Here is a 20,903-nt window from a genome sequence, read left to right as displayed (position 1 = left end):
AATGAAAGGCACGCAGTGTCGGGACTGCGGTGCAGGTTGAGGTATTTGGAGGAAGTGGCTTGCTCGCGCCGGGCGCCGTTAGAAAGGACACCCGATGTGCGCGACTTGCTGAGAAGAGCGTCGTGTCTTTTGACCTGCATCACTCTTTAAATATGAGTATTATATTCAAGTTAAAATTCGTGCAAGTGGAGAACCGCGATTGGAAGATGAATTTCCAACGCGATCACCTATGTTACAGAGAGAAGCACTCCCGAGCTTGCACGGATGTGGCCAAAGCCCCTGCCAGCGGCCAATGGATACAGGACGTCTCATGAGCGACAAAAACACAGATCTCATCGAAACTTCGGGCCTAGGCCTTGAAGCCGCGAAACGCATCACAGCCCAGGCGCTCGAGGGTGCGGACGACGGCGAGCTTTTTGTGGAATATCGCCAATCTGAGGGGCTGGTGTTCGACAATGGCAGATTGAAAGGGGCGAACTACGACACGGCGCAGGGTTTCGGCCTTCGTGCAGTGGTCGGGGAGGCGGCCGGTTACGCCCACGCAGGTGAAATTTCCGAGGGCGCGCTGAAACGAGCCGCTGACGCGGTCAGCGCCGTGAAAACGGGCCACAGCGGGACCTATGCAAGCGCTCCCGCGCGCACTAACCAGTCTCTCTACACGGACGAGAACCCGCTCGGCGGACCGTCCTTTGAAGACAAGGTCAAGCTTCTTCAGGAAATCGACGCCTATGCCAGAGCGCGAGATCCACGCGTGCGGCAGGTAACGGCATCCTTGGCCGGGTCCTGGCAGGTCGTCGATATTCTGCGCGCTGACGGGCACCGGGTTCGCGACGTTCGGCCCATGGTTCGCATGAGCATAAATGTCGTTGCAGGCAATGATGATCGTCAGGAGTCTGGGTCCTTCGGCTGCGGTGGCCGCGAAGGGTTCGCGCGGTTCATTACTGCCGAAAACTGGCAGTCTGGGGTCGATGAAGCCCTGCGTCAGGCATTGGTCAATCTCGAGGCTGTGCCAGCCCCGGCAGGCACCCTCGACGTGGTCCTGGGGCCGGGCTGGCCGGGCATTCTGCTTCACGAAGCGGTCGGCCACGGGCTTGAAGGTGATTTCAATCGCAAGAAGACGTCCGCTTTTGCTGGGTTGATGGGCCAGCGTGTGGCAGCTCCTGGTGTTACCATCGTGGATGACGGAACGATCCCGGACCGTCGCGGTTCACTGACTGTTGACGATGAGGGAACACCTGCCGCGCGCACGACGTTGATCGAGGATGGCATTTTGACGGGATACATGCAGGATCGCCAAAATGCGCGCCTGATGGGAATGGAGCCCACGGGCAATGGCCGTCGCCAGTCCTACGCGCACATCCCGATGCCGCGGATGACCAACACGGTCATGATGTCCGGTGACAAGGAACCGGACGAAATCCTGGCATCGGTCAAAGACGGGCTTTACGCCGTCTCCTTTGGTGGTGGCCAGGTCGATATCACCAGCGGAAAATTCGTATTCTCCTGCACCGAGGCTTATCGCGTGCGAGACGGCAAGGTTGGTGAGCCAGTGAAAGGGGCGATGCTGATCGGCAATGGTCCTGACGCCTTGACCCGGATTTCCATGATTGGCAACGACATGGCTCTTGATCCCGGGATGGGCACCTGCGGCAAACAAGGCCAGGGCGTTCCTGTCGGCGTCGGACAGCCCTCCATGCGGATCAACGGCTTGACTGTCGGCGGAACGGCGGTTTGAGCCGTTTCACCTTTGCGATCTTCGATATGGACCAGGTGCTCTATGAATATGAGCATTCTGTCCGTCTCGAGCTTTTGGAAAAACTGACGGGACGTGCCCAAGCGGATATCGATGCATCTGTCTGGGGAGGGCCGCACGAAAATCTGGCAGAGGCCGGCAGCCCGGACACTGCTGAAGGATATTTGGCGCAATTTGCCAATCTGCTGGGCTATCCGATTGATTTTGATACCTGGGCGGATATCCGGCGTCAGATGATGCGGCCGCGTGAGGATGTACTCGAAATCGTTCGCGACCTGAGGGATCAAGCTGAGCTCGCGCTGCTGACCAACAACGGCTTGTTACTCAAACAGGCGCTTCCGGTTTGCGCCCCTGAAGCTGTCGAGATTTTTGGCGAACGGGCTCATGTGTCTGCCGACTTTCAAGCCCGCAAACCGGACAGCGCAGTGTTTTTGAGGATGTGCGAACGGTATGGCCATGCTCCGCAGACGACGCTTTTCGTCGACGATCGGGAAGACAATGTCGAGGGAGCTCAAAACGCCGGGTTGACGGCACATCTCTACGAGCGTCCTTCCGGGCTCTTGCGTTTTCTCAAGGATGCAGGTTTTCGTTTCCCCTAAGCTCATTTGTCGAAGCTCTCTGTTTATTTAGAATCAGCTGCTAGTTTTCATTTGGACGTAACGTTTCAAGCACGAAGCCTGAGTGGGAGAGAGAATGGCCGCCGAAGGCGCTCCGCCATTTTTTACTGAATCGATCATTTTTCTCGCGGCGACCGTGGTCGCTGTGCCTATAGCAAAACGCCTGGGGCTCGGCTCGGTGGTAGGCTACCTAGCAGCAGGGGCAGCCATCGGGCCGTTCGGGCTCGGGTTTCTGGGCTCTGGAGAGGATGTGTTGCACGTCGCCGAGCTGGGCGTGGTCCTGCTGTTGTTTGTGATCGGTCTGGAACTCGATCCGCAGAAACTCTGGAAAATGAAGCGGGACATCTTCGGCCTGGGAACGGCGCAAGTTCTGCTCACCGGCGCGACCCTTTATTCCATAGGACATTTCCTCGGGTACTCGACCAAGCTCTCCCTTGTGGCAGGCTTTGGTCTGGCCTTGTCTTCGACGGCCTTCGCCCTGCAGATCCTGCAGGAACGCGGTCAGCTGTCATCTGCTTACGGCCAAAGGGCGTTTGGCATCCTGCTGCTGCAGGACATCGCCATTGTGCCGCTCTTGGCCATGGTAGCCCTCCTCGCGCCGGATGAAGGCCCTTCGACAGGTTCGGAAGTTGCTGTTGAGGTGGCGACCATTGTCGGCGCCATCGGTGCCGTGATCCTGGCGGGGCGTTTCCTGGCGTCGCCCTTGTTTTCGTTCCTGGCGGCCAGCCGTGCGCGTGAAATCATGCTGACGGCTGCCTTGCTGGTTGCGCTTGGCAGCGCCGGGATCATGCATGCCGTCGGCCTGTCGATGGCGCTCGGGGCGTTCTTGGCCGGCGTATTGCTTGCAGAATCAAGTTTCCGCCACACGCTGGAAGCCGACATCGAACCATTCAGATCACTGTTGATGGGGCTGTTTTTCGTCGCCGTCGGCATGTCGCTCGACTTCTCGATTCTCACCGAGAACCTGGGTCTGGTGGCAGCGGGCGTCCTGATCGTGATGCTTGTGAAAGGCGTGTTTCTTTGGGCACTGACCCGCGGCTCAGGCTCGTCCAATTCCGATGCCTTCCGTGTCGCCGTGACGTTGCCGCAAGGCGGAGAGTTCGCTTTCGTTCTCTTCACGGCGGCAATCAGCGCTGGATTCCTGCCCTACAAGACGGCGAACCTGCTCAACTCAATCGTTATCCTGACGATGCTGATGACACCGCTCGCCTGCCTTGCGTTGGATTGGATTGCGGCGCGTTTGAAAAAGAGCGGCGTCGAGAACCCGGCGATCGAAACCTTTGAAGAGGCGACACCAACAGTTCTGGTCATCGGCTTTGGGCGCTTTGGAATGATGGTCGGCCAAATCCTGACCTCTGAAGGTCTTGAAGTCCGGGCCATCGACAACCGGCCGGACCGCATCGCCTATGCACGCAAGCTTGGCTACAAGGTCTACTACGGTGATGCGACGCGCTCGGATGTTCTGGCCGCTGCAGGTGCCGGAAAGGCAGCATTGGTCGCCATGTGCATCGAGAACGACCGCGTGATGAGCCAATCCATCGATCTGATTCGGGGAAATTTCCCCAACGCGCTGGTCTTCTGCCGGGCCACTGACCGCGCCCATGCGCTGGAGTTGACCCAGAAAGGCGTCGACTATCAAATCCGCGAGACCTTTGAATCCAGCATCGCCTTTGGCAAGGCAGCGCTGGAATCACTTGGGACGCCAATCGATCGCATTGCCCAAATCGAGGAAGATGTCCGCATCAGAGATGAGGAACGGCTCGCTCTCCAACTGGAAGAGGGTATGTTTGCGGGCGCTGATCGTCTTCACGCCGTGACACCACGCCGACGCTCTAAGGATGCCGTGTCCGACGACAAGAGCGACTGAGCCAGCGTCAGCGTCTTGGGTCGTCAAGGTAGTGAGTCGAAACCTGCAGAAAAGCCATTCAGGGAAATCGGAATTCCGATGCCCTCTTCTGGTGTCTGGAAGATGATGAAAGTAGCCTGACCACCACTCTTGAGCTGGTTGATCAAAGTGTCTTCCAGGATGACCTCGGCGATGCAGCCATTTGGCAGACACCGCACGAAGCCGGCACGACCAATGTCTGCATCATCGACCCGAAGGCCGAGGCCTGATGGCAAGAGAACACCAAGCGGCGCCAGGACGCGAAGAATTCTGGCCTGCTTGTCAGCCGTTTTCAAAACGATGACCGATAGTCCGACATTCTCGCGATCTTCCGCCGTCACATTCTGGATCAGCGCGCATTGCTCACCGGAAGCACCCGGTGGTGTGTCACACCGCATCTGCCAGTCGCCATGGGTGGCTTTCACCTCTCCTTGGGCAAGAGCAGGCAGAGCTGAGGTGGCGCCAAGGGCAAGTGTCAGGGCCAGCGAGGCTCCGAAAGAAGACAGACGGCTCAACAAGGGTATCCTCCAGTCACAGTTTGCGAACAACATTTAGCATGCCGGCCAATGGATGTATGCTTTCACAAACGCGAATCGACTTTGCTTTCTAAGCGCGAGATTGCCGTATGGAGGCCTGCGTGGCCACCCCTTCGGCGGAGACAGGAATGAGCTACTGCGCATTTTTGACCAGATTTCGACTGTCCTTGATCTCAATCAAGGATAACAGGGGGTAAGTCCGGTGCGAAATGTCCTGATGACCATTGCAGCTTTGCGTTTCTTGTGGTTTTTGTGCGCCGGAACGGAGTCCGTGGAGTGATGCGTCAGATCGCCGCTTAACCCTTTGGACCCATCGCGCTATGTGCGTGTTTGTGAGTATCATATGGCAAAGCCGTTGGTTTTGCCGGACTGGCTGGAAGCGACACGCTCAGGTGTGTCATCGCCCAGCTGCTGTTGGAGCCTTACGGTTCTTGGATTTGCATGCGTATACCGCTGGAAACGGGCGGTCGAGGGAAGGGAGCGCGGACGTGAAGGGCATCTTCAAGCGTCTCATCAACATGGTCGCACTGGCGACCGCAACGGTCGGTGGTTCAGCCGCGGCATTTGCTCAGGAGCCCGGCTTCGAACCGTGGCAGCTGGGCTTCCAGGCTGCAGCGACCGAAGTCATGGACGACATTCACTGGTTCAACAACATGACGCTCTGGATCATCACGATCGTCACATTGTTCGTGCTGGCGCTTTTGATCATCGTCATGGTGAAGTTCAATTCCAAGGCCAATCCTGTGCCGTCGCGAACTTCCCACAACACGATGATCGAGGTCGTCTGGACCATCGCTCCGATCCTGATCCTCGTCGTGATCGCTGTCCCGTCTTTCCGCTTGCTCTACAAGGAGCTGGAAATTCCGGAATATGACATGACCGTCAAGGCGATCGGTTATCAGTGGTACTGGGGTTACGAATACACCGACGAAGGCATGGGCGATCTCTACTTTGATTCAATCATGGTAGAAGACGGCGAACGTGCCGAAGTGGCAGAAGCTCGCGGTGTCTCCCTGAATGAAGTGCCCCGACTTCTTGCTGTTGACTACGAGATGGTTGTTCCGGTCAACAAGACGGTCCGCCTTCAGGTTACTGCCGAAGACGTTCTTCACGCATTCGCGATGCCTGCTTTCGGTGTGAAGATCGACGCTGTTCCAGGCCGTCTGAACGAGACTTGGTTCAAGGCTCGCGAAACGGGCGTCTATTATGGCCAGTGCTCCGAGCTTTGCGGCATCAAGCATGCGTTCATGCCGATTGCCCTCCGCGTTGTCACGCAGGAGCAGTATGACGCTTGGGCGGCTGCCGCACAGGACGATCTCGATGTTGCCAACGAGCAGCTGATCGCTGCCATCGCCGCTGACAAGAAGGTGGCCGAGGCACGCTCGATCGACGAAATCACTGTCGCCAAGAACTAACGGCGACAGTCAACGAATGCGCGGGCGCGACGATCGCAGATAGTGACGTCAGACGCGCCGCCAGCTGGGCTTAAAGAGGGAGCACAATATGTATGCGACCGATACACATGCGGCACATGGTCATCCGACAGGATGGCGTCGGTGGGTCTATTCGACCAACCACAAGGATATCGGAATTCTATATCTTTTCTTCGCGATCTTTGCCGGGATCGTCGGGGGAGCGCTGAGCGTCGGCATTCGCCTTGAGCTGCAAGAGCCAGGCATGCAGATTTTCTCCAACGCGCATACGTTCAATGTTTTCACGACCTCGCATGGTCTGATCATGATCTTCTTCATGGTGATGCCGGCGATGATCGGTGGGTATGCCAACTACTTCGTGCCGATCATGATCGGTGCGCCGGACATGGCCTTCCCGCGGATGAACAACATCTCTTTCTGGCTGCTTCCGCCGGCCTTCATCCTGCTGCTTCTCTCCCTCTTCGTTGAAGGCCCTCCGGGCGGCAACGGCGTCGGCGGCGGCTGGACGATCTACCCGCCGCTGTCCACCTCCGGTCAGCCCGGTCCTGCAATGGACCTTGCGATCCTGTCCCTGCACGTTGCAGGTGCTTCCTCGATCCTGGGCGCCATCAACTTCATCACCACCATCTTCAACATGCGTGCGCCGGGCATGACCCTGCACAAGATGCCACTGTTTGCATGGTCGGTGCTGATCACGGCATTCCTGCTGCTGCTGTCGCTGCCGGTTCTGGCTGGTGCCATCACCATGCTGCTGACCGACCGCAACTTCGGCACCACCTTCTTCGATCCTGCAGGTGGCGGTGACCCGATCCTGTTCCAGCATCTGTTCTGGTTCTTCGGCCACCCGGAAGTGTACATCCTGATCCTCCCAGGCTTCGGCATCATCAGCCACATCATCTCCACCTTCTCCCGCAAGCCGATCTTCGGTTACTTGGGAATGGCCTATGCCATGGTGGCGATCGGTGTCGTCGGCTTCATCGTGTGGGCGCACCACATGTATACTGTTGGCATGTCCGCTGAAACGCAGGCCTACTTCGTGGCCGCCACGATGGTTATTGCGGTTCCGACCGGGGTGAAGATCTTCTCGTGGATCGCGACCATGTGGGGCGGTTCCATCGAGTTCAAGACACCTATGGTCTGGGCAATCGGCTTCATCTTCCTGTTCACCGTTGGCGGTGTGACCGGGGTGCAGCTGGCCAACGCGGGTCTCGACCGTGCCCTTCATGACACCTACTACGTTGTGGCTCACTTCCACTACGTTCTGTCGCTGGGTGCCGTGTTCGCGATCTTTGCCGCCTGGTACTACTGGTTCCCGAAGATGTTCGGCTACATGTACAACGATACGATCGGAAAAGCGCATTTCTGGATCACCTTCGTTGGCGTGAACCTGATCTTCTTCCCGCAGCACTTCCTGGGTCTGAACGGTATGCCGCGTCGCTACGCGGACTACCCGGACGCCTTGGCCAACTGGAACCTGGTCTCCTCGATCGGCTCCTACATCTCGGCCTTTGCTGTGCTGGTCTTCATCTTCGGTATCGTCGAAGCCTTCGCCAAGAAGCGTGCTGTCGGCAACAACCCGTGGGGTGAAGGTGCAACCACTCTGGAATGGACGCTGTCTTCGCCGCCTCCGTTCCACCAGTTCGAAACCCTGCCGCGCATCAAGTAAGGCGACGGGTTTCCCGCGGGCTCCGGCTTGCGACTGGACAAAAATACACACCGCGCCATATCCGGCGCGGTGTGCCTTTGAGATAAAGATCCGTCCAATGGCCTTATGGGCCGCAGCGAGACGGCCGAAGATAACAAACAAGGGACGCCGCCCATGTCGCTCGTCGAGCGCCAGGATACGATGAACACGGAAAGCTTCGTCTGGGATGGCGGGCAGGGATCCGTTGGCGACTACATCGCGCTGTTGAAGCCGCGGGTCATGTCGCTGGTGATCTTCACCGCCTTCGTTGGAATGATGCTGGCGCCGGGGAACATCCACCCCGTGCTTGCCACCGTGTCCCTACTGTGCATCGCCATCGGCGCTGGCGCGTCTGGCGCCCTGAACATGTGGTATGACGCAGACATCGATCAGATCATGTCGCGCACCGCTAACCGTCCGATCCCAGCTGGCAAGGTCAGCCGTGACGAAGCCTTTGCTTTCGGCATGACGCTCTCCATTGGTTCGGTCGTGACGCTCGGGTTACTTGTTAACTGGTTTGCCGGAGCATTTCTCGCGTTCACGATCTTCTTCTATGTCATCGTCTACACCATGTGGCTGAAGCGCTCGACGCCGCAGAACATCGTCATTGGCGGAGCCGCTGGAGCCTTCCCTCCCATGATCGGCTGGGCGTCCGTGACAGGCGGCGTGAGCCTGGAAAGCGTCGTCCTTTTCCTGATCATCTTCATGTGGACGCCTCCGCATTTTTGGGCGCTGGCGCTGTTCAAGAACAGCGACTACAAGGCCGCGGGCGTCCCGATGATGCCGGTTGTCGCTGGAGAAAATTCGACCCGCAATCAGATCCTGGCTTATTCAGTGGTTCTGACGCCACTTGCCGTCGCGCCTTATCTCTTGGGCTTTGCGGGTATCTTCTACGGCGTTTCAGCGGGCATTTTGGGGGCGATCTTCCTCGCGCTCGCTTTCAACGTCTGGCGTGTGCGGGACGGAGAGGCTGCTCGCAAAGCGACGGTCCACCTCTTCTCCTACTCCATCTTCTATCTCTTCATGCTTTTCGCCATTCTCCTGGCGGAGAGCCTGATCGCAGGTCTTTAAAGCCATGACGCGTGAAGAAAACGGTATCAAGCTGACAGACGAGCAGCAAAAGCGCCGACGCTCGCGTTCCATAGCGATCGCCTTGTCGCTGGTCGCGCTTGTCGTGCTGTTTTATGTGGTTACCATCGTCAAGATGGGGCCGGAAATCCTCAATCGCGCCCTCTGAGACAAATCCATGAGCGACGACAGATCCCAAGACGACAAGGCAATGCGCAGGAACCGGACCGTAGGTCTGGCATGCGCCGGATTGTTCGTGACGATGATCGGAGCCGCCTATGCGGCCGTCCCGCTTTACAATCTGTTTTGCCAGGTCACAGGCTTTGGCGGCACCACTCAGGTGGCGGAAGCAGCCAGCGATCTCGTTATTGATCGCCCGATAACCATTCGGTTCGATGGCAATGTGAATCATACGCTGAACTGGAAATTCAAGCCGGTTCAGCGGTCCGTGACCATGAAGATGGGCGAGAGCGCGCAAATCGCCTACACTGCGACAAACACGGGCGCTGATCTCTCCGTTGGGACTTCGGTTTTCAACGTGACGCCGAATGAGGCAGGCGCCTATTTCAACAAGCTGGAGTGCTTCTGCTTTACCGAGCAGGCGTTGGCACCTGGCGAATCTGTAGAAATGCCGGTCGTGTTCTTCATCGACCCGGACATGGACAAGGATCCCGAGCTGAAACATGTGAAGGAAATTACCCTGTCCTATACCTTCTTCCCGGTCGATGAGCCGGAACAACCTGTTGCGGCCCGGGCAGTTCAGCCCGCCGCTGAAACGAAGCTTTGAACCCGCCGCTTTGATGGCGACGGATCTATTTGTGTTTGGGGAGCATGCCGATGGCTGAGGCACATACCAAAAATCACGACTACCACCTGGTGGATCCCAGCCCGTGGCCGTTCCTGGCTTCGGTCGGGGCGTTCATCCTGGCTCTAGGCGCCATAGGCTTCATGAAGCTGGGCCAGGGGACGGAGTTCGTTCTTTTCGGTCTCGACCTGACCGGCTGGGGCCTCTTTGCCGTGGGCCTGGTGATCGTCCTTTATGTGATGTTTGCCTGGTGGCGTGACACCATTCGCGAAGCGCATGAGGGCCATCACACCCGGGTCGTTTCGCTGCACCTGCGCTACGGCATGCTGCTCTTCATCGCATCTGAAGTGATGTTCTTCGTGGCCTGGTTCTGGGCCTACTTCGATGCGGCGCTTTTCGCAGGTGAAGCCATTCAGTTCGCACGCGTTGAAGCGACCGGTGGTCACTGGCCGCCCGACAGCATCGCCACTTTCGACCCTTGGCACCTGCCGCTGCTCAACACACTGATCCTGCTCACTTCCGGCACGACGGTGACCTGGGCGCACCATGCGCTGCTGCATGACGACCGCGAAGGTTTGAAGTGGGGCCTGACCCTGACCGTCATTCTCGGCGTGATCTTCAGCATCTGCCAGGCCTACGAATACGGCCACGCCGCTTTCACGTTCGATGGCAACATCTACGGCGCGACCTTCTACATGGCCACGGGCTTCCATGGTTTCCATGTGATCGTCGGAACCATCTTTCTGGCTGTCTGCCTGTTCCGTGCCCTTGCCGGTGACTTCACCAAGGAACAGCACTTTGGCTTTGAGGCAGCTGCCTGGTACTGGCACTTCGTTGATGTGGTCTGGTTGTTCCTCTTTGTAGCCATCTACATCTGGGGCGCTGGAACGCCTGCTCACTGATCTTCGATACAGTGAGATGACGAACAAAGCGCCCGATCCGGTTTCCGGTTCGGGCGTTTGCTTTTTGAACCTCTATTCGATTGAAGGTCACCATGTCCGACAAGGCCCATTTCCCACCTGTGAACCCGATCACCGCCGGCATGTCCGGCCATTGTCCGCGCTGCGGTGAGGGGAAGTTGTTCAAGGGATTCCTGGGCCTTCGCGACCGCTGCAGCAATTGTGGATTGGATTTCAATTTTGCTGACAGCGGCGACGGGCCGGCGGTTTTCGTCATCATGTTGGTAGGCTTCGTGGTTGTCGGGCTGGTTCTCGCGGTCGAGCTGGCCTATCAGCCCCCGATCTGGCTCCATCTCGTGCTCTGGCTGCCACTGACCGTCATTCTCGCAGGCGGTGTCTTGCGTCCCCTCAAAGGCGTGATGATCGCCATGCAATACAAGCACAATGCCAGCGAAGGGCAGCTTCAGGATCCACAGGACCAGGCCGCCGACAGTTGAACGCCCAAAAACAACAGAAGTTGAAATCGCAAAGTGTCTGAAGCCTCCCCGGTGCGCCGTCTCATCCTGCCAACTGTCGCAACCGCAATCGCCTTGGCGATCCTGCTGACGCTGGGTTTTTGGCAGCTCGATCGTTTGGCATGGAAGAATGCGCTGATCGCCAAGGTGGAAACTGCGACAACGGCGGATCCGCAGCCCGCGCCGGGCGCGCAAAGCTGGGCAGAGCTGGTTCCTTTCGATGTCGATTACCGACATGTTTTCATCGAAGGGCATTTTCTTGCAAAGGACGTTTTCTACTTCACGTCCCTCGGTTCCGATAGAAGGGGGCAGTACAAGGGCCCCGGCTATATGGTCTATAGCCCCTTCGTCACGGGGGACGGATGGACGGTTCTCGTCAATCGGGGCTTTGTGCCTCAGGAAATCTGGTCCTATGGGGCTGAGGTTTATGCCGGGCCGGAAAAATGGCCTGACGCGACCCGCCTGACAGGGTTGCTACGTCTTTCGGAGACACCAAATTGGACCACGCCTGAAGTTCAGGAAAACGAACGTATCTGGTTCGCCCGCGACACCGATCACATGGCTGGGGTGCTTGGTCTCGAGACCGGGCAGCTCGCACCGTTCAGTATTGATCTGGATGAAGAATTTTCCGGGAAAGACGGCATTCCGCAAGCAGGAGAAACGGTCGTGCGTTTCAAGAATGACCATCTCGGGTATGCCCTGACCTGGTTCGGCCTGGCCGCGACCTTGATAGGTGTCTATCTGACCTTCGCGCTGAGCTTGCTGCGCCGAAAGCCTGTTTCGGATCAGAGCCCTGAGTGACAACCCGTCACTGAGCGGAAAAGAAAAGGGCACGGAAAACCGCGCCCTGAACTCGTTTCATAGTGAATGCTCGTTCCGACCCAAGTGGCCAAGAGAACCCGGACTTAGAGCGCAGCCAGAATGGCAGCGGCGCCGGTCGCTGTCGCGTCGCTGGGTGTTTCTTCAACCGCCAGAAACGTCACTTCACCGTCCTTTGCAATCAGCGCGAAACGCTGGGAGCGGAGATGGCCGAAGATCGGCGCAGGACCAAGTCCGAGACCAACAGCCTCGACGAATTCTGCGCCGGTGTCGGCGAGGAACGTGATCTGATCGCTGGCGTTGGAAGCCTTCTTCCAGGCGTCCATGACGAAAACATCATTCACGGAAAGAACCGCGATGGTGTCGACGCCCTTCGACTTGATGGTGTCCGCATGCTCGATGAAACCGGGGAGGTGGTTCATGTGGCATGTCGGAGTGAACGCTCCAGGGACACCAAAGAGCACAACCGTCTTGCCACCGAACAATTCACTGCTGCTGATCTCGCCAGGCCCATCGGCGGTCATCACCTTGAAGGATGCCTCGGGCAGCTTGTCTCCAACCTTGATGCTCATTCACCACACTCCATGTTCGCCGCTCATCCCCATGTGAGGGCTGTCGCGTAACCAAATAGGACGTTGCATCCGCGGCGTCGAGAGCTCAACCGGCACTTGTTGGTCGGTTGGCCAATTTAATCCGTCTTGGGAAGGAGCTCAGGCGGGACTTCGATCTTGGTTTCGACAGCAGTGTGGCCGTCGACAAGCACAAAGGTAAGGCTCGAGCCCGTCTCCGATTGCACCAGGCCACGCGACGACAGCGACCATGTCGCCTGAGTGCCATCGCGCTGAAGCAAAACGGGAAGCGCAATGTAGGACCCTTCCGGCCCCTCCGCGAAAAGATCGATTTCGTCGGTTTCGGAGACTTTGGCCGTAATCACGAACTGGTGACCCTTGTCGGTGGTCTTGGCATCAAGGCCGAGAACCTTGGGAGCAGCATTGCTCATGGCAGCTGGTACAAGTTCCAGATCGCGGTCGATGAGTTTTGTCGCCAGCGCATCGGTCTTGTCGTCCGGAGAAAGGCTCAAGGACAGGTTGGCATCGCCGGGCACGCATATGTCCTTGCAAATACCGAAGAACATGGAGAGAGACAGATCAACCGGCTCTCCGGCGTTTTCAGGCGTGACGATCACCGGCAGAACAACAGCATCATGATAAACGATGGAATTAGAAAACCCGTCGTCGTAGCGACTGGGCGCAGGGAACATGACATCGCTTTTCTGCAGGTTCTTCGACGCTTCAAAGTCGATCATCGGCGGAATGCCGGCCTCGCCCGGAAAACGCCAGTAGGTGTGCCAACCTGGCTCCATCGAGAATTCGATGCCGGCCTTGTAGGTGCCATCCTGCAGCGGCCCGGACGCAATCAGGCGCACTGCGCCGCCGTGGACGCTTGCCCATTCGGTTGCCGCAGCGCTGGCCGCACCTGAGGCAAGGAACGGCAGGGACGTACAAAATGCGAGTATTATGAACAGTCGTTTTACCATGCCTCTTTGCTAGCGGATCTGAGGCTGTTCGTCATCATTGGCCGTGCCCTGCTTGCGTCATATCTGCGTGACAGGGTGGTGAGGTCACGCAAGCTTGGCGCGTGCTCACAATGATACTATTCCGCAGATCCCGGCGTTAACAATTTGGTAAAGTCGGGGTACTCTTTTGGATCTTTGATTTGAGCAGAGCGGCGAGACCAGTTGGCGGGACCGGCTACAGGGAACGATGATCGGTTTCATGAAGGAGCACGGAATGACGGATTCGCTCGAAGGTCAGTTTCTGATCGCCATGCCAAACATGGATGACGGACGCTTCGATCATTCTGTGATCTATGTCTGCTCGCATACGGAGCAGGGCGCCATGGGTTTGGTGCTCAACCAGGTCGCGCGGCATCTCAGTCTTGAGGACCTGCTTTTTCAGCTCAACATTCTGAACGACGAAAACGCCATTCGCCTTCCCACCAGAATTCGGGAAATGAACGTCCACAAGGGCGGCCCGGTCGAAATGGAACGTGGCTTTGTTCTGCACACGAATGACTACGTGTTGGACAGGTCGACCCTTGAGATCGACAACGGAATTTGCCTGACCGCGACACTGGAGATCCTGAAGGCTCTCGCCGAAGGTCGCGGTCCGGAGAAGGCAATGCTCGCACTTGGCTATTCCGGATGGGCGCCCGGACAGCTGGAAAGCGAGATCCAGGCAAATGGCTGGCTTACCGGCCCAGCCAGTCGGGACCTGGTGTTTGATCCGACTTTTGACGACAAGTGGCAAAGAGCTTTGCAATCCATCGGCATCGATCCGGCCATGTTATTCGGCACTGCTGGTCACGCGTGATTGCGACCGACTGCTGCAAATCGACGCTTAAGGCGGTTTGCAGGCGAGGGTTTTGTTTTAATTCCGGCTAAGTTTGCTCTAGGGTGCGCCAAAGGCGAATACGCTTGATGAGTAACGACAGTTTGGAGGCAATCGGGCGGTGAAATACTTCAGTACGCGCGGCGAAGCACCTGTTCTCGGCTTTTCCGAGGTTCTCTTGCAGGGACTGGCGCGCGATGGCGGCCTCTATCTCCCCGAAACATGGCCCACGTTCGACGCCGACAAGATCGCGTCCTTTGCTGGAATGCCCTACGCAGACGTCGCCTATGAGGTGATTCAGCCGTTTGTGGCCGGCGAGATTTCTGATCAGGAACTAGGCGATATGATTCGTGACGCCTATGCCGGGTTCCGGCATGAGGCCGTTACGCCACTGGTCCAGATCGGCGCCAACAGCTTTGTCCTCGAACTTTTCCATGGTCCGACGCTGGCCTTCAAGGACGTGGCAATGCAGCTGCTTGGCCGCATGATGGACCATGTCCTGACCAAAAAGGGACTGAGAGCGACCATCGTTGGCGCAACCTCCGGGGATACCGGCGGTGCGGCGATCGAGGCGTTTCGTGGGCGCGACCGGACAGACATTTTCATTCTGTTCCCGGATGGGCGCGTGTCACCGGTGCAGCGCCGGCAGATGACGACGCCGACAGAGGCGAATGTCCATGCTTTGGCTCTGACCGGCAACTTCGATGATTGTCAGTCCATCGTGAAGGGCATGTTCAACAACTTCGGCTTTCGCGACCGGGTTGCGCTTTCAGGCGTGAACTCCATCAACTGGGCGCGAATTCTGGCCCAGATCGTCTACTATTTTGTGTCCGGGGTTGCCCTCGGCGCACCGCATCGCAAGGTGTCTTTCACCGTTCCAACCGGGAACTTCGGCGACATCTTTGCGGGTTATGCGGCCATGCAGATGGGGCTGCCGGTCGAGAAGCTGGTCGTCGCCACGAATGTGAACGACATTCTCGCAAGGGCATTGGAGACAGGCCGTTACGAAATGCGCGGTGTGACCGCAACCAGTGCGCCGTCGATGGACATTCAGATTTCGTCGAACTTCGAGCGACTGTTGAGCGAAGTCAGTGGCCGCGATGGCAGCGCTGTACGCCGCATGATGAACCAGCTGACACAGTCAGGCAGCTTCACCATCGAAGACGGCCCTCTCGCGGCCATGCGGGAGAAATTCCTTGCCGGGCGCTGCAATGAGGCGGAAACCGCCGAGACCATCGACAGCGTTCTGAAACAAAGCGGTTATCTGTTGGATCCGCATACGGCGATTGGTGTCCATGTTGCCAAGGCGCATGACAGCGGCGAAACGCCGATGATCATCCTGGGCACTGCGCATCCGGCGAAGTTCCCGGATGCTGTCGAGGCGGCTTGTGGTGTGCGACCTGCTCTTCCACCCGAACTCCAGCCGATGATGAGTGCAGAAGAACGCCAGGAAATCCTGCCCGCGGAGCAGGATGCAGTTGAACGCCACATCGAAGAGCATGCCCGCGCCGTGCATAGCGGGGTTTGACCATGCAGGTACGTATAACGAAACTGTCGAACGGCCTGACCGTGGTGACCGACGAGATGCCGCATCTGAAGACGGTTGCGCTTGGCGTCTGGGTGCGCACCGGGTCCCGCGCCGAAACGAGTGAGCAGAACGGTATCACCCATCTGCTTGAGCACATGGCTTTCAAGGGAACCCTGTCTCGCACAGCGCGTGAAATTGCCGAGCAGATCGAGGCTGTCGGTGGGGAGCTGAACGCCTCCACCAGCATCGAGCATACCAATTACTATGCCCGTATTCTCGCCGAGGATCTGCCACTCGCAGTCGATCTACTGGCTGATATTCTGCAGAACTCGACCTTCGACAAGGATGAGCTGGTGCGTGAACAGCATGTCATCCTTCAGGAAATTGGCGCTGCCTATGATTCCCCCGAAGATCGCGCCTTTGATTTGTTTCAGGAGGCTGCCTGGCCGGATCAGGCGTTGGGCCGACCCATTCTTGGAACGCCGGAGACCGTCAAGGGCTTCTCTCACGACGCCCTGAACAAGTATCTGGTTGACCGGTATCGCGGGCCTGACATGGTCCTGTCAGCAGCCGGTGCCGTCGATCATGACGAACTGGTTCGCTTTGCGGAAGAGAAGTTCAAATCCATTCCGTCGTCACCTGCCCAGGCTGAAACGCCAGCTCTCTACAAGGGCGGAGAGCAACGGCTGACAAAGGACCTGATGGAGGCCCAGATCCTGATCGGCTTCGAGGGACGACCTTACAAGTCGAAGGATTATTATGCGATCCAGATCCTGGCGTCCGTCCTGGGCGGAGGCATGTCGTCGCGCCTTTTCCAGGAAATTCGGGAAAAGCGCGGGTTATGCTACGCGATATACTCCTTCCACTGGGCGTTCTCGGACACGGGTCTTTTCGGTCTGCATGCCGCGACCAGTCGCGAAGACATCGCCGCCTTGATGCCTGTCATTGTCGATGAGCTGAAAACGGCCGGCGAAACCATCACCGACCAGGAAGTCGCACGTTCCAGAGCACAGATCCGCGCGGGCCTTATGATGGCACTTGAAAGCCCGGCGGCACGGGCGGGACAGATCGCCCGCCAGATCCTGGTCCATGGCCGCATTCTCAGCATCGAGGAAGTGTCAGACAAGATCGATGCGGTGACCGTTGAGGATATTCGCCGGGTGGCGCGGGAAACCTTCGTTGATTCGACACCGACGCTGACAGCCGTGGGGCCAGTGGATACATTGATGAATGTTGACGAGCTCGCCAGCCGCCTCGCTGGATCAGAGCCTCTGTCCGCAAAGCAGGTTGCCGGCCAAGCAGCAGGCGCAATGTAGTAAGGACAAAAGAGGGGAGGCAGCCATGTCTTTGTTGCGACCCGTGCTTTCCCTGGATACCGATCCGCGTATCGAGACCGACGGACATTATTTGCGTCCGCCGGTCATGACCGATTTCCGCCAATGGGCCAAGTTGCGCGCAGAAAGCCGCACCTTTCTCAGCCCTTGGGAGCCGATCTGGCCTGCAGACGACCTGACAAAGGCAGGCTTTCGCCGCCGTTTGCGGCGCTATGCCCGCGACCGACGGGATGGGCGTAGCCAACCATTTCTTTTGTTCTGCGCGCGAACCGATGAAATTCTTGGCGGGTTGACCCTGTCGAACATCCGCCGCGGTGTCAGCCAGTGTGTGACGCTCGGCTACTGGATGGGCGCCGCGCATGCTGGCAAGGGCCACATGTCCGCGGCGGTCTCCGCCATCCTGCCATTTTGCTTCAATGATCTTGGTCTGCATCGGATTGAAGCGGCCTGCCTGCCATCCAATGAAGCCTCAATCCGTCTTCTTCAAAAAGCCGGATTTGAGCGCGAAGGGTATGCACGCAATTATCTATTGATTAACGGGACTTGGCAGGATCACATACTGTTCGCCTGCCTGGCCGAAGATCATGCCAAAAAACGCTCCGCGCTTCCGCTTTCTTACGGGGGCAAGCTGAAAGAATTCTTGTGACATGCAACGCAACCCGGTACTTCTTCGCCCCATGTGGAATGTGATACCGGAACAGCTTGGAGGCGCAGTAAAAAGCCTCGCTGTATTGTTGATTGCGCTGCTGGGTATCCTCGCAGCCAATCACGCACGCGCCGTCGAACCAATCCAGGTCCCACTTGACGTGGATGCCCTCGATCTGACGAATGCGATTGAGATTCACGCCGGCACAGGTCCCCGAATTCAGGTGTCCACTGCGCCCGGTGCAGACGGTATTGTTCGACGGATCGAAGTATCATCGAGGGATGCGAGCAACACGGACTGGGCGGTCTTTGCTCTGACGAACACCAGCGACGAGCAGATCGACAGGCTTCTGGTTGCGCCCTTCTTCCAGCTCGTTGGATCCCGCCTGTTCTGGCCGGATCTCGGCTCCTCCCGGATCGCGTCGATCACGCCAAGCCAGGGCATTGCGCCTGAGCGCCAGAAAAGTCTCGAAGCGGATGTGTTCCTCATCACGCTCGACCCTGGCGCCATCGTCACTTTCGTGGCTGAGATGACAACGCCGGATCTTCCGCAATTCCGGCTGTGGGAGCCTGACACCTACAAGGAAACGATCAACGCCTACACGCTCTACCGAGGCATTATCCTTGGTATTTCGGGTCTTCTCGCGCTCTTTCTGACGATACTCTTCGTGGTCAAGGGAACGGTCATGTTTCCGGCGACCGCCTCGCTTGCCTGGGCAGTGCTGGCCTATCTGTGCATCGATTTCGGTTTCTTCAGCCGTGTTTTCAATTTGACCCAGGGTGATGATCAGCTCTACCGCGCTTGCGCCGAAGTGATGCTGGCAGCAAGCTTGATCATTTTCCTCTACGCCTATTTGAACCTGAACCGCTGGAACATTCATTACAGCCACCTGGCGCTGACGACCTTGGTGCTTCTTCTTGGGCTTCTGGGCGTGGCGGTCTGGGATCCTTCGATTGCAGCCGGTATCGCGCGCCTGTCGCTTGGCATCATCGGCGTTCTCGGCTTCGCGACGGTCATGTTGCTCGCCTTCCAGGGCTATGACCGGGCCATCATGCTCATCCCCACATGGTTCCTGCTGATCGCCTGGCTGATCGGCGCGGCGCTGACGGTGACAGGCGGCCTGGCAAATGACATCGTTCAGCCGGCCCTAGGTGGCGGGCTTGTGCTTATCGTGCTGCTGATCGGATTCACGGTCATGCAGCATGCTTTCGCCGGCGGTGCGATTGCCCAGGGCCTGATCTCTGATGTGGAGCGCCGCGCTCTGGCGCTGACCGGGTCAGGAGACATCATCTGGGACTGGGATGTGGACCGGGACCGGATCTTTACCGGCAACGAAGTCGAAGACCTGCTCGGCCTGCGCCACGGAACTCTGGATGGTGCGGCAAGGGATTGGCTTGAGATCCTGCACCCTCAGGACCGGGATCGTTTCCGCGCGACGCTCGACGCCGTCATCGACCAGCGACGTGGCAGGGTGCAGCAAAACTTCCGGCTGAGATCTGAGGATGGCCATTTCCGCTGGTTCCGTCTGCGCGCGCGTCCGATTGTCGGGTCGGATGGTGAAGTCATCCGCTGTGTCGGAACGCTCCTCGATATCACCGAAGAACGCACCGCCGAGGAACGCCTTCTTCATGACGCGGTCCACGACAATCTGACCGGCCTGCCCAACCGCGAACTGTTTATGGATAGGCTGAGGATGGCTCTGGCGCGCTCGCGCGCCGAAGGCAGCGGTAAGCCGGCAGTTCTGGTCATCAACCTCGACCGCTTCAAGCAGGTCAACGACAGCATTGGCCTGTCTGCTGGCGACAGCATTCTCTTGACTGTGGCGCGTCGTCTAGGGCGTCTCGTTGGACAGCAGGACGCGCTTTCCCGGCTGAGTGGCGACCAGTATGGCCTTGTGCTCCTGTCCGAGCAAGAACCGGATCGCGTGGTGACCTTGGCAGATTCCCTGCGCAAGGCCGTGCGCGCGCCCATCACCTTCGGTGATCGCGAAATCTTCCTGACCTGTTCTGTCGGCATAGCGCTGTATGAGGGCGAAAAGCAGAGCGTTGAGGACCTGGTCACCAACGCTGAGATCGCCCTTAATCATGCCAAGCGGCTGGGCGGCGACAGGCAGGAGGTCTTCAGGCCGATCCTGCGGCCCCTGGGCAAAAACGTTGTCGACATGGAAGCGGACCTCCGCGAGGCGATTAAGAAGGAGGCGCTCGGCGTCTTCTTCCAGCCGATCGTGCGTCTTGAAGATCAATCCATCGCAGGATTTGAGGTCCTTGCGCGCTGGACACATCCAAAGCGTGGCAAGATTGCGCCGTCTGAATTCATACCGATTGCCGAACAGTCCGGACTGATCAACGAACTCGGCACTTACATGATGGAAAAGGGGGCCGCTCAGCTTGCCTTCTGGCAGCGCGAAATCAAGATGTCCAAGCCGCTGTTTGCCAGCATCAACATGTCGTCGCGCCAACTGCTCAAGCATGACCTGATCAACGAAGTGAAGGCCATTCTCTCGCGCCTTTCACTGGCCCCTGGGACCCTCAAGCTCGAACTCACCGAGTCTCTCGTGATGTCCAATCCGGAGTATTCGGCAAAGGTCCTTGAGCGGTTGCGGGCACTGGGCGCGGGCCTGTCACTCGATGACTTCGGCACCGGCCATTCATCCCTGTCCTATCTGCAACGCTTTCCGTTCGACACGATCAAGATCGACCAGTCGTTTGTAAAAGCTGACGGTCAGTCCGCTCGCCCGGTCTTGCTGAGGTCCATCGTGGCGATGGGGCATGACCTGGGCATGTCAGTGGTCGCTGAAGGCGCAGAGAACGAGGCCGATGCGCTGGAGCTCTACCAGCTTGGCTGCGAATATGCTCAGGGCTACTTCTTTGGACAGGCCATGTCGGCCGACGAGGCAACCAAGTTGCTCCGCAGCATTCCGGCCGAGACCGAGCCTGCTTGAGGTAAGACTTGTGAGCACCACAGACGGTCTAGCCGGCGGTGATGTTCAGA

19 protein-coding genes are annotated in these 20,903 nt (G+C 58.1%); 16 read left to right on the top strand and 3 right to left on the bottom strand.

From position 1 onward, the window contains the following. The first annotated feature begins 310 nt into the window (after positions 1-310). From tldD to IG617_RS17140, 3 genes are all read left to right on the top strand, one after another. Positions 311-1,735: a metalloprotease TldD gene (tldD, locus tag IG617_RS17150; RefSeq protein WP_192110461.1), complete on the top strand. Its 1,425-nt coding sequence runs from the start codon at positions 311-313 to the stop codon at positions 1,733-1,735. Next, the gene (locus IG617_RS17145) at positions 1,732-2,352 is read left to right on the top strand and encodes an HAD-IA family hydrolase (RefSeq protein ID WP_209008567.1); all 621 of its coding nucleotides are present in this window, start codon (positions 1,732-1,734) and stop codon (positions 2,350-2,352) included. Before tldD ends, IG617_RS17145 begins: the two co-directional genes overlap by 4 nt. 94 nt (positions 2,353-2,446) lie before the next feature. After that, positions 2,447-4,237 (top strand): monovalent cation:proton antiporter-2 (CPA2) family protein, encoded by a 1,791-nt coding sequence (locus IG617_RS17140; RefSeq protein WP_192110460.1) that lies wholly within the window; start codon positions 2,447-2,449, stop codon positions 4,235-4,237. A 23-nt stretch (positions 4,238-4,260) separates the two neighbouring features. Here IG617_RS17140 and IG617_RS17135 read toward each other — a convergent pair whose 3' ends face one another. Next, on the bottom strand, positions 4,261-4,806 hold the full coding sequence (locus IG617_RS17135) for an invasion associated locus B family protein (protein WP_192110459.1): 546 nt from the start codon (positions 4,804-4,806) through the stop codon (positions 4,261-4,263). A 503-nt stretch (positions 4,807-5,309) separates the two neighbouring features. Here IG617_RS17135 and coxB point away from each other — a divergent pair. The 8 genes from coxB to IG617_RS17095 all read left to right on the top strand — a co-directional run bounded on the left by coxB (position 5,310) and on the right by IG617_RS17095 (position 11,996). Continuing rightward, positions 5,310-6,206, top strand: a complete 897-nt coding sequence (coxB, locus tag IG617_RS17130; protein ID WP_192110660.1) for a cytochrome c oxidase subunit II — start codon at positions 5,310-5,312, stop codon at positions 6,204-6,206. Between the two features lie 88 nt (positions 6,207-6,294). After that, positions 6,295-7,890, top strand: coding sequence for a cytochrome c oxidase subunit I (ctaD, locus tag IG617_RS17125; RefSeq protein ID WP_153770863.1), 1,596 nt, complete (start codon positions 6,295-6,297; stop codon positions 7,888-7,890). Between the two features lie 153 nt (positions 7,891-8,043). Beyond that, the gene (locus IG617_RS17120; protein WP_192110458.1) at positions 8,044-8,979 is read left to right on the top strand and encodes a heme o synthase; all 936 of its coding nucleotides are present in this window, start codon (positions 8,044-8,046) and stop codon (positions 8,977-8,979) included. Between the two features lie 4 nt (positions 8,980-8,983). Further along, a complete protein-coding gene (locus IG617_RS17115; protein WP_192110457.1) occupies positions 8,984-9,145 on the top strand; it encodes a hypothetical protein in 162 nt (53 codons plus the stop codon). A 9-nt stretch (positions 9,146-9,154) separates the two neighbouring features. After that, positions 9,155-9,763 (top strand): cytochrome c oxidase assembly protein, encoded by a 609-nt coding sequence (locus IG617_RS17110; protein WP_192110456.1) that lies wholly within the window; start codon positions 9,155-9,157, stop codon positions 9,761-9,763. A gap of 50 nt (positions 9,764-9,813) precedes the next feature. Further along, positions 9,814-10,683 (top strand): cytochrome c oxidase subunit 3, encoded by an 870-nt coding sequence (locus tag IG617_RS17105; protein ID WP_192110455.1) that lies wholly within the window; start codon positions 9,814-9,816, stop codon positions 10,681-10,683. 92 nt (positions 10,684-10,775) lie between these two features. Continuing rightward, positions 10,776-11,177, top strand: coding sequence for a DUF983 domain-containing protein (locus IG617_RS17100; RefSeq protein WP_192110454.1), 402 nt, complete (start codon positions 10,776-10,778; stop codon positions 11,175-11,177). Between the two features lie 33 nt (positions 11,178-11,210). Further along, positions 11,211-11,996, top strand: a complete 786-nt coding sequence (locus tag IG617_RS17095) for an SURF1 family protein (protein ID WP_209008566.1) — start codon at positions 11,211-11,213, stop codon at positions 11,994-11,996. A gap of 104 nt (positions 11,997-12,100) precedes the next feature. Here IG617_RS17095 and IG617_RS17090 read toward each other — a convergent pair whose 3' ends face one another. Both IG617_RS17090 and IG617_RS17085 read right to left on the bottom strand, forming a co-directional pair. After that, positions 12,101-12,586 (bottom strand): peroxiredoxin, encoded by a 486-nt coding sequence (locus IG617_RS17090; RefSeq protein ID WP_192110453.1) that lies wholly within the window; start codon positions 12,584-12,586, stop codon positions 12,101-12,103. 116 nt (positions 12,587-12,702) lie between these two features. Further along, entirely contained in the window at positions 12,703-13,551 is an 849-nt protein-coding gene (locus tag IG617_RS17085) for a protein-disulfide reductase DsbD domain-containing protein (protein WP_192110452.1), read from the bottom strand. Between the two features lie 253 nt (positions 13,552-13,804). On the opposite strand from IG617_RS17085, the gene IG617_RS17080 reads away from it, so the two are divergent. The 5 genes from IG617_RS17080 to IG617_RS17060 all read left to right on the top strand — a co-directional run bounded on the left by IG617_RS17080 (position 13,805) and on the right by IG617_RS17060 (position 20,853). Then, entirely contained in the window at positions 13,805-14,386 is a 582-nt protein-coding gene (locus tag IG617_RS17080) for a YqgE/AlgH family protein (RefSeq protein ID WP_246542175.1), read from the top strand. Positions 14,387-14,525: 139 nt separating this feature from the next. Next, positions 14,526-15,932 carry a threonine synthase gene (thrC, locus tag IG617_RS17075; protein ID WP_192110450.1) on the top strand — a complete coding sequence of 469 codons (1,407 nt, stop codon included), beginning with the start codon at positions 14,526-14,528 and terminating at the stop codon, positions 15,930-15,932. A gap of 2 nt (positions 15,933-15,934) precedes the next feature. Then, positions 15,935-17,248 (top strand): M16 family metallopeptidase, encoded by a 1,314-nt coding sequence (locus IG617_RS17070; RefSeq protein ID WP_192110449.1) that lies wholly within the window; start codon positions 15,935-15,937, stop codon positions 17,246-17,248. A gap of 25 nt (positions 17,249-17,273) precedes the next feature. After that, positions 17,274-17,912 (top strand): GNAT family N-acetyltransferase, encoded by a 639-nt coding sequence (locus IG617_RS17065; RefSeq protein ID WP_192110448.1) that lies wholly within the window; start codon positions 17,274-17,276, stop codon positions 17,910-17,912. 31 nt (positions 17,913-17,943) lie between these two features. Beyond that, positions 17,944-20,853: an EAL domain-containing protein gene (locus IG617_RS17060; protein ID WP_192110658.1), complete on the top strand. Its 2,910-nt coding sequence runs from the start codon at positions 17,944-17,946 to the stop codon at positions 20,851-20,853. Positions 20,854-20,903: the final 50 nt, after the last annotated feature.

The organism is Roseibium polysiphoniae (genome assembly GCF_014842925.1).
In the GTDB taxonomy this organism is placed as follows: domain Bacteria; phylum Pseudomonadota; class Alphaproteobacteria; order Rhizobiales; family Stappiaceae; genus Roseibium; species Roseibium polysiphoniae.
This window is presented reverse-complemented; position numbering and strand designations above follow the sequence as displayed.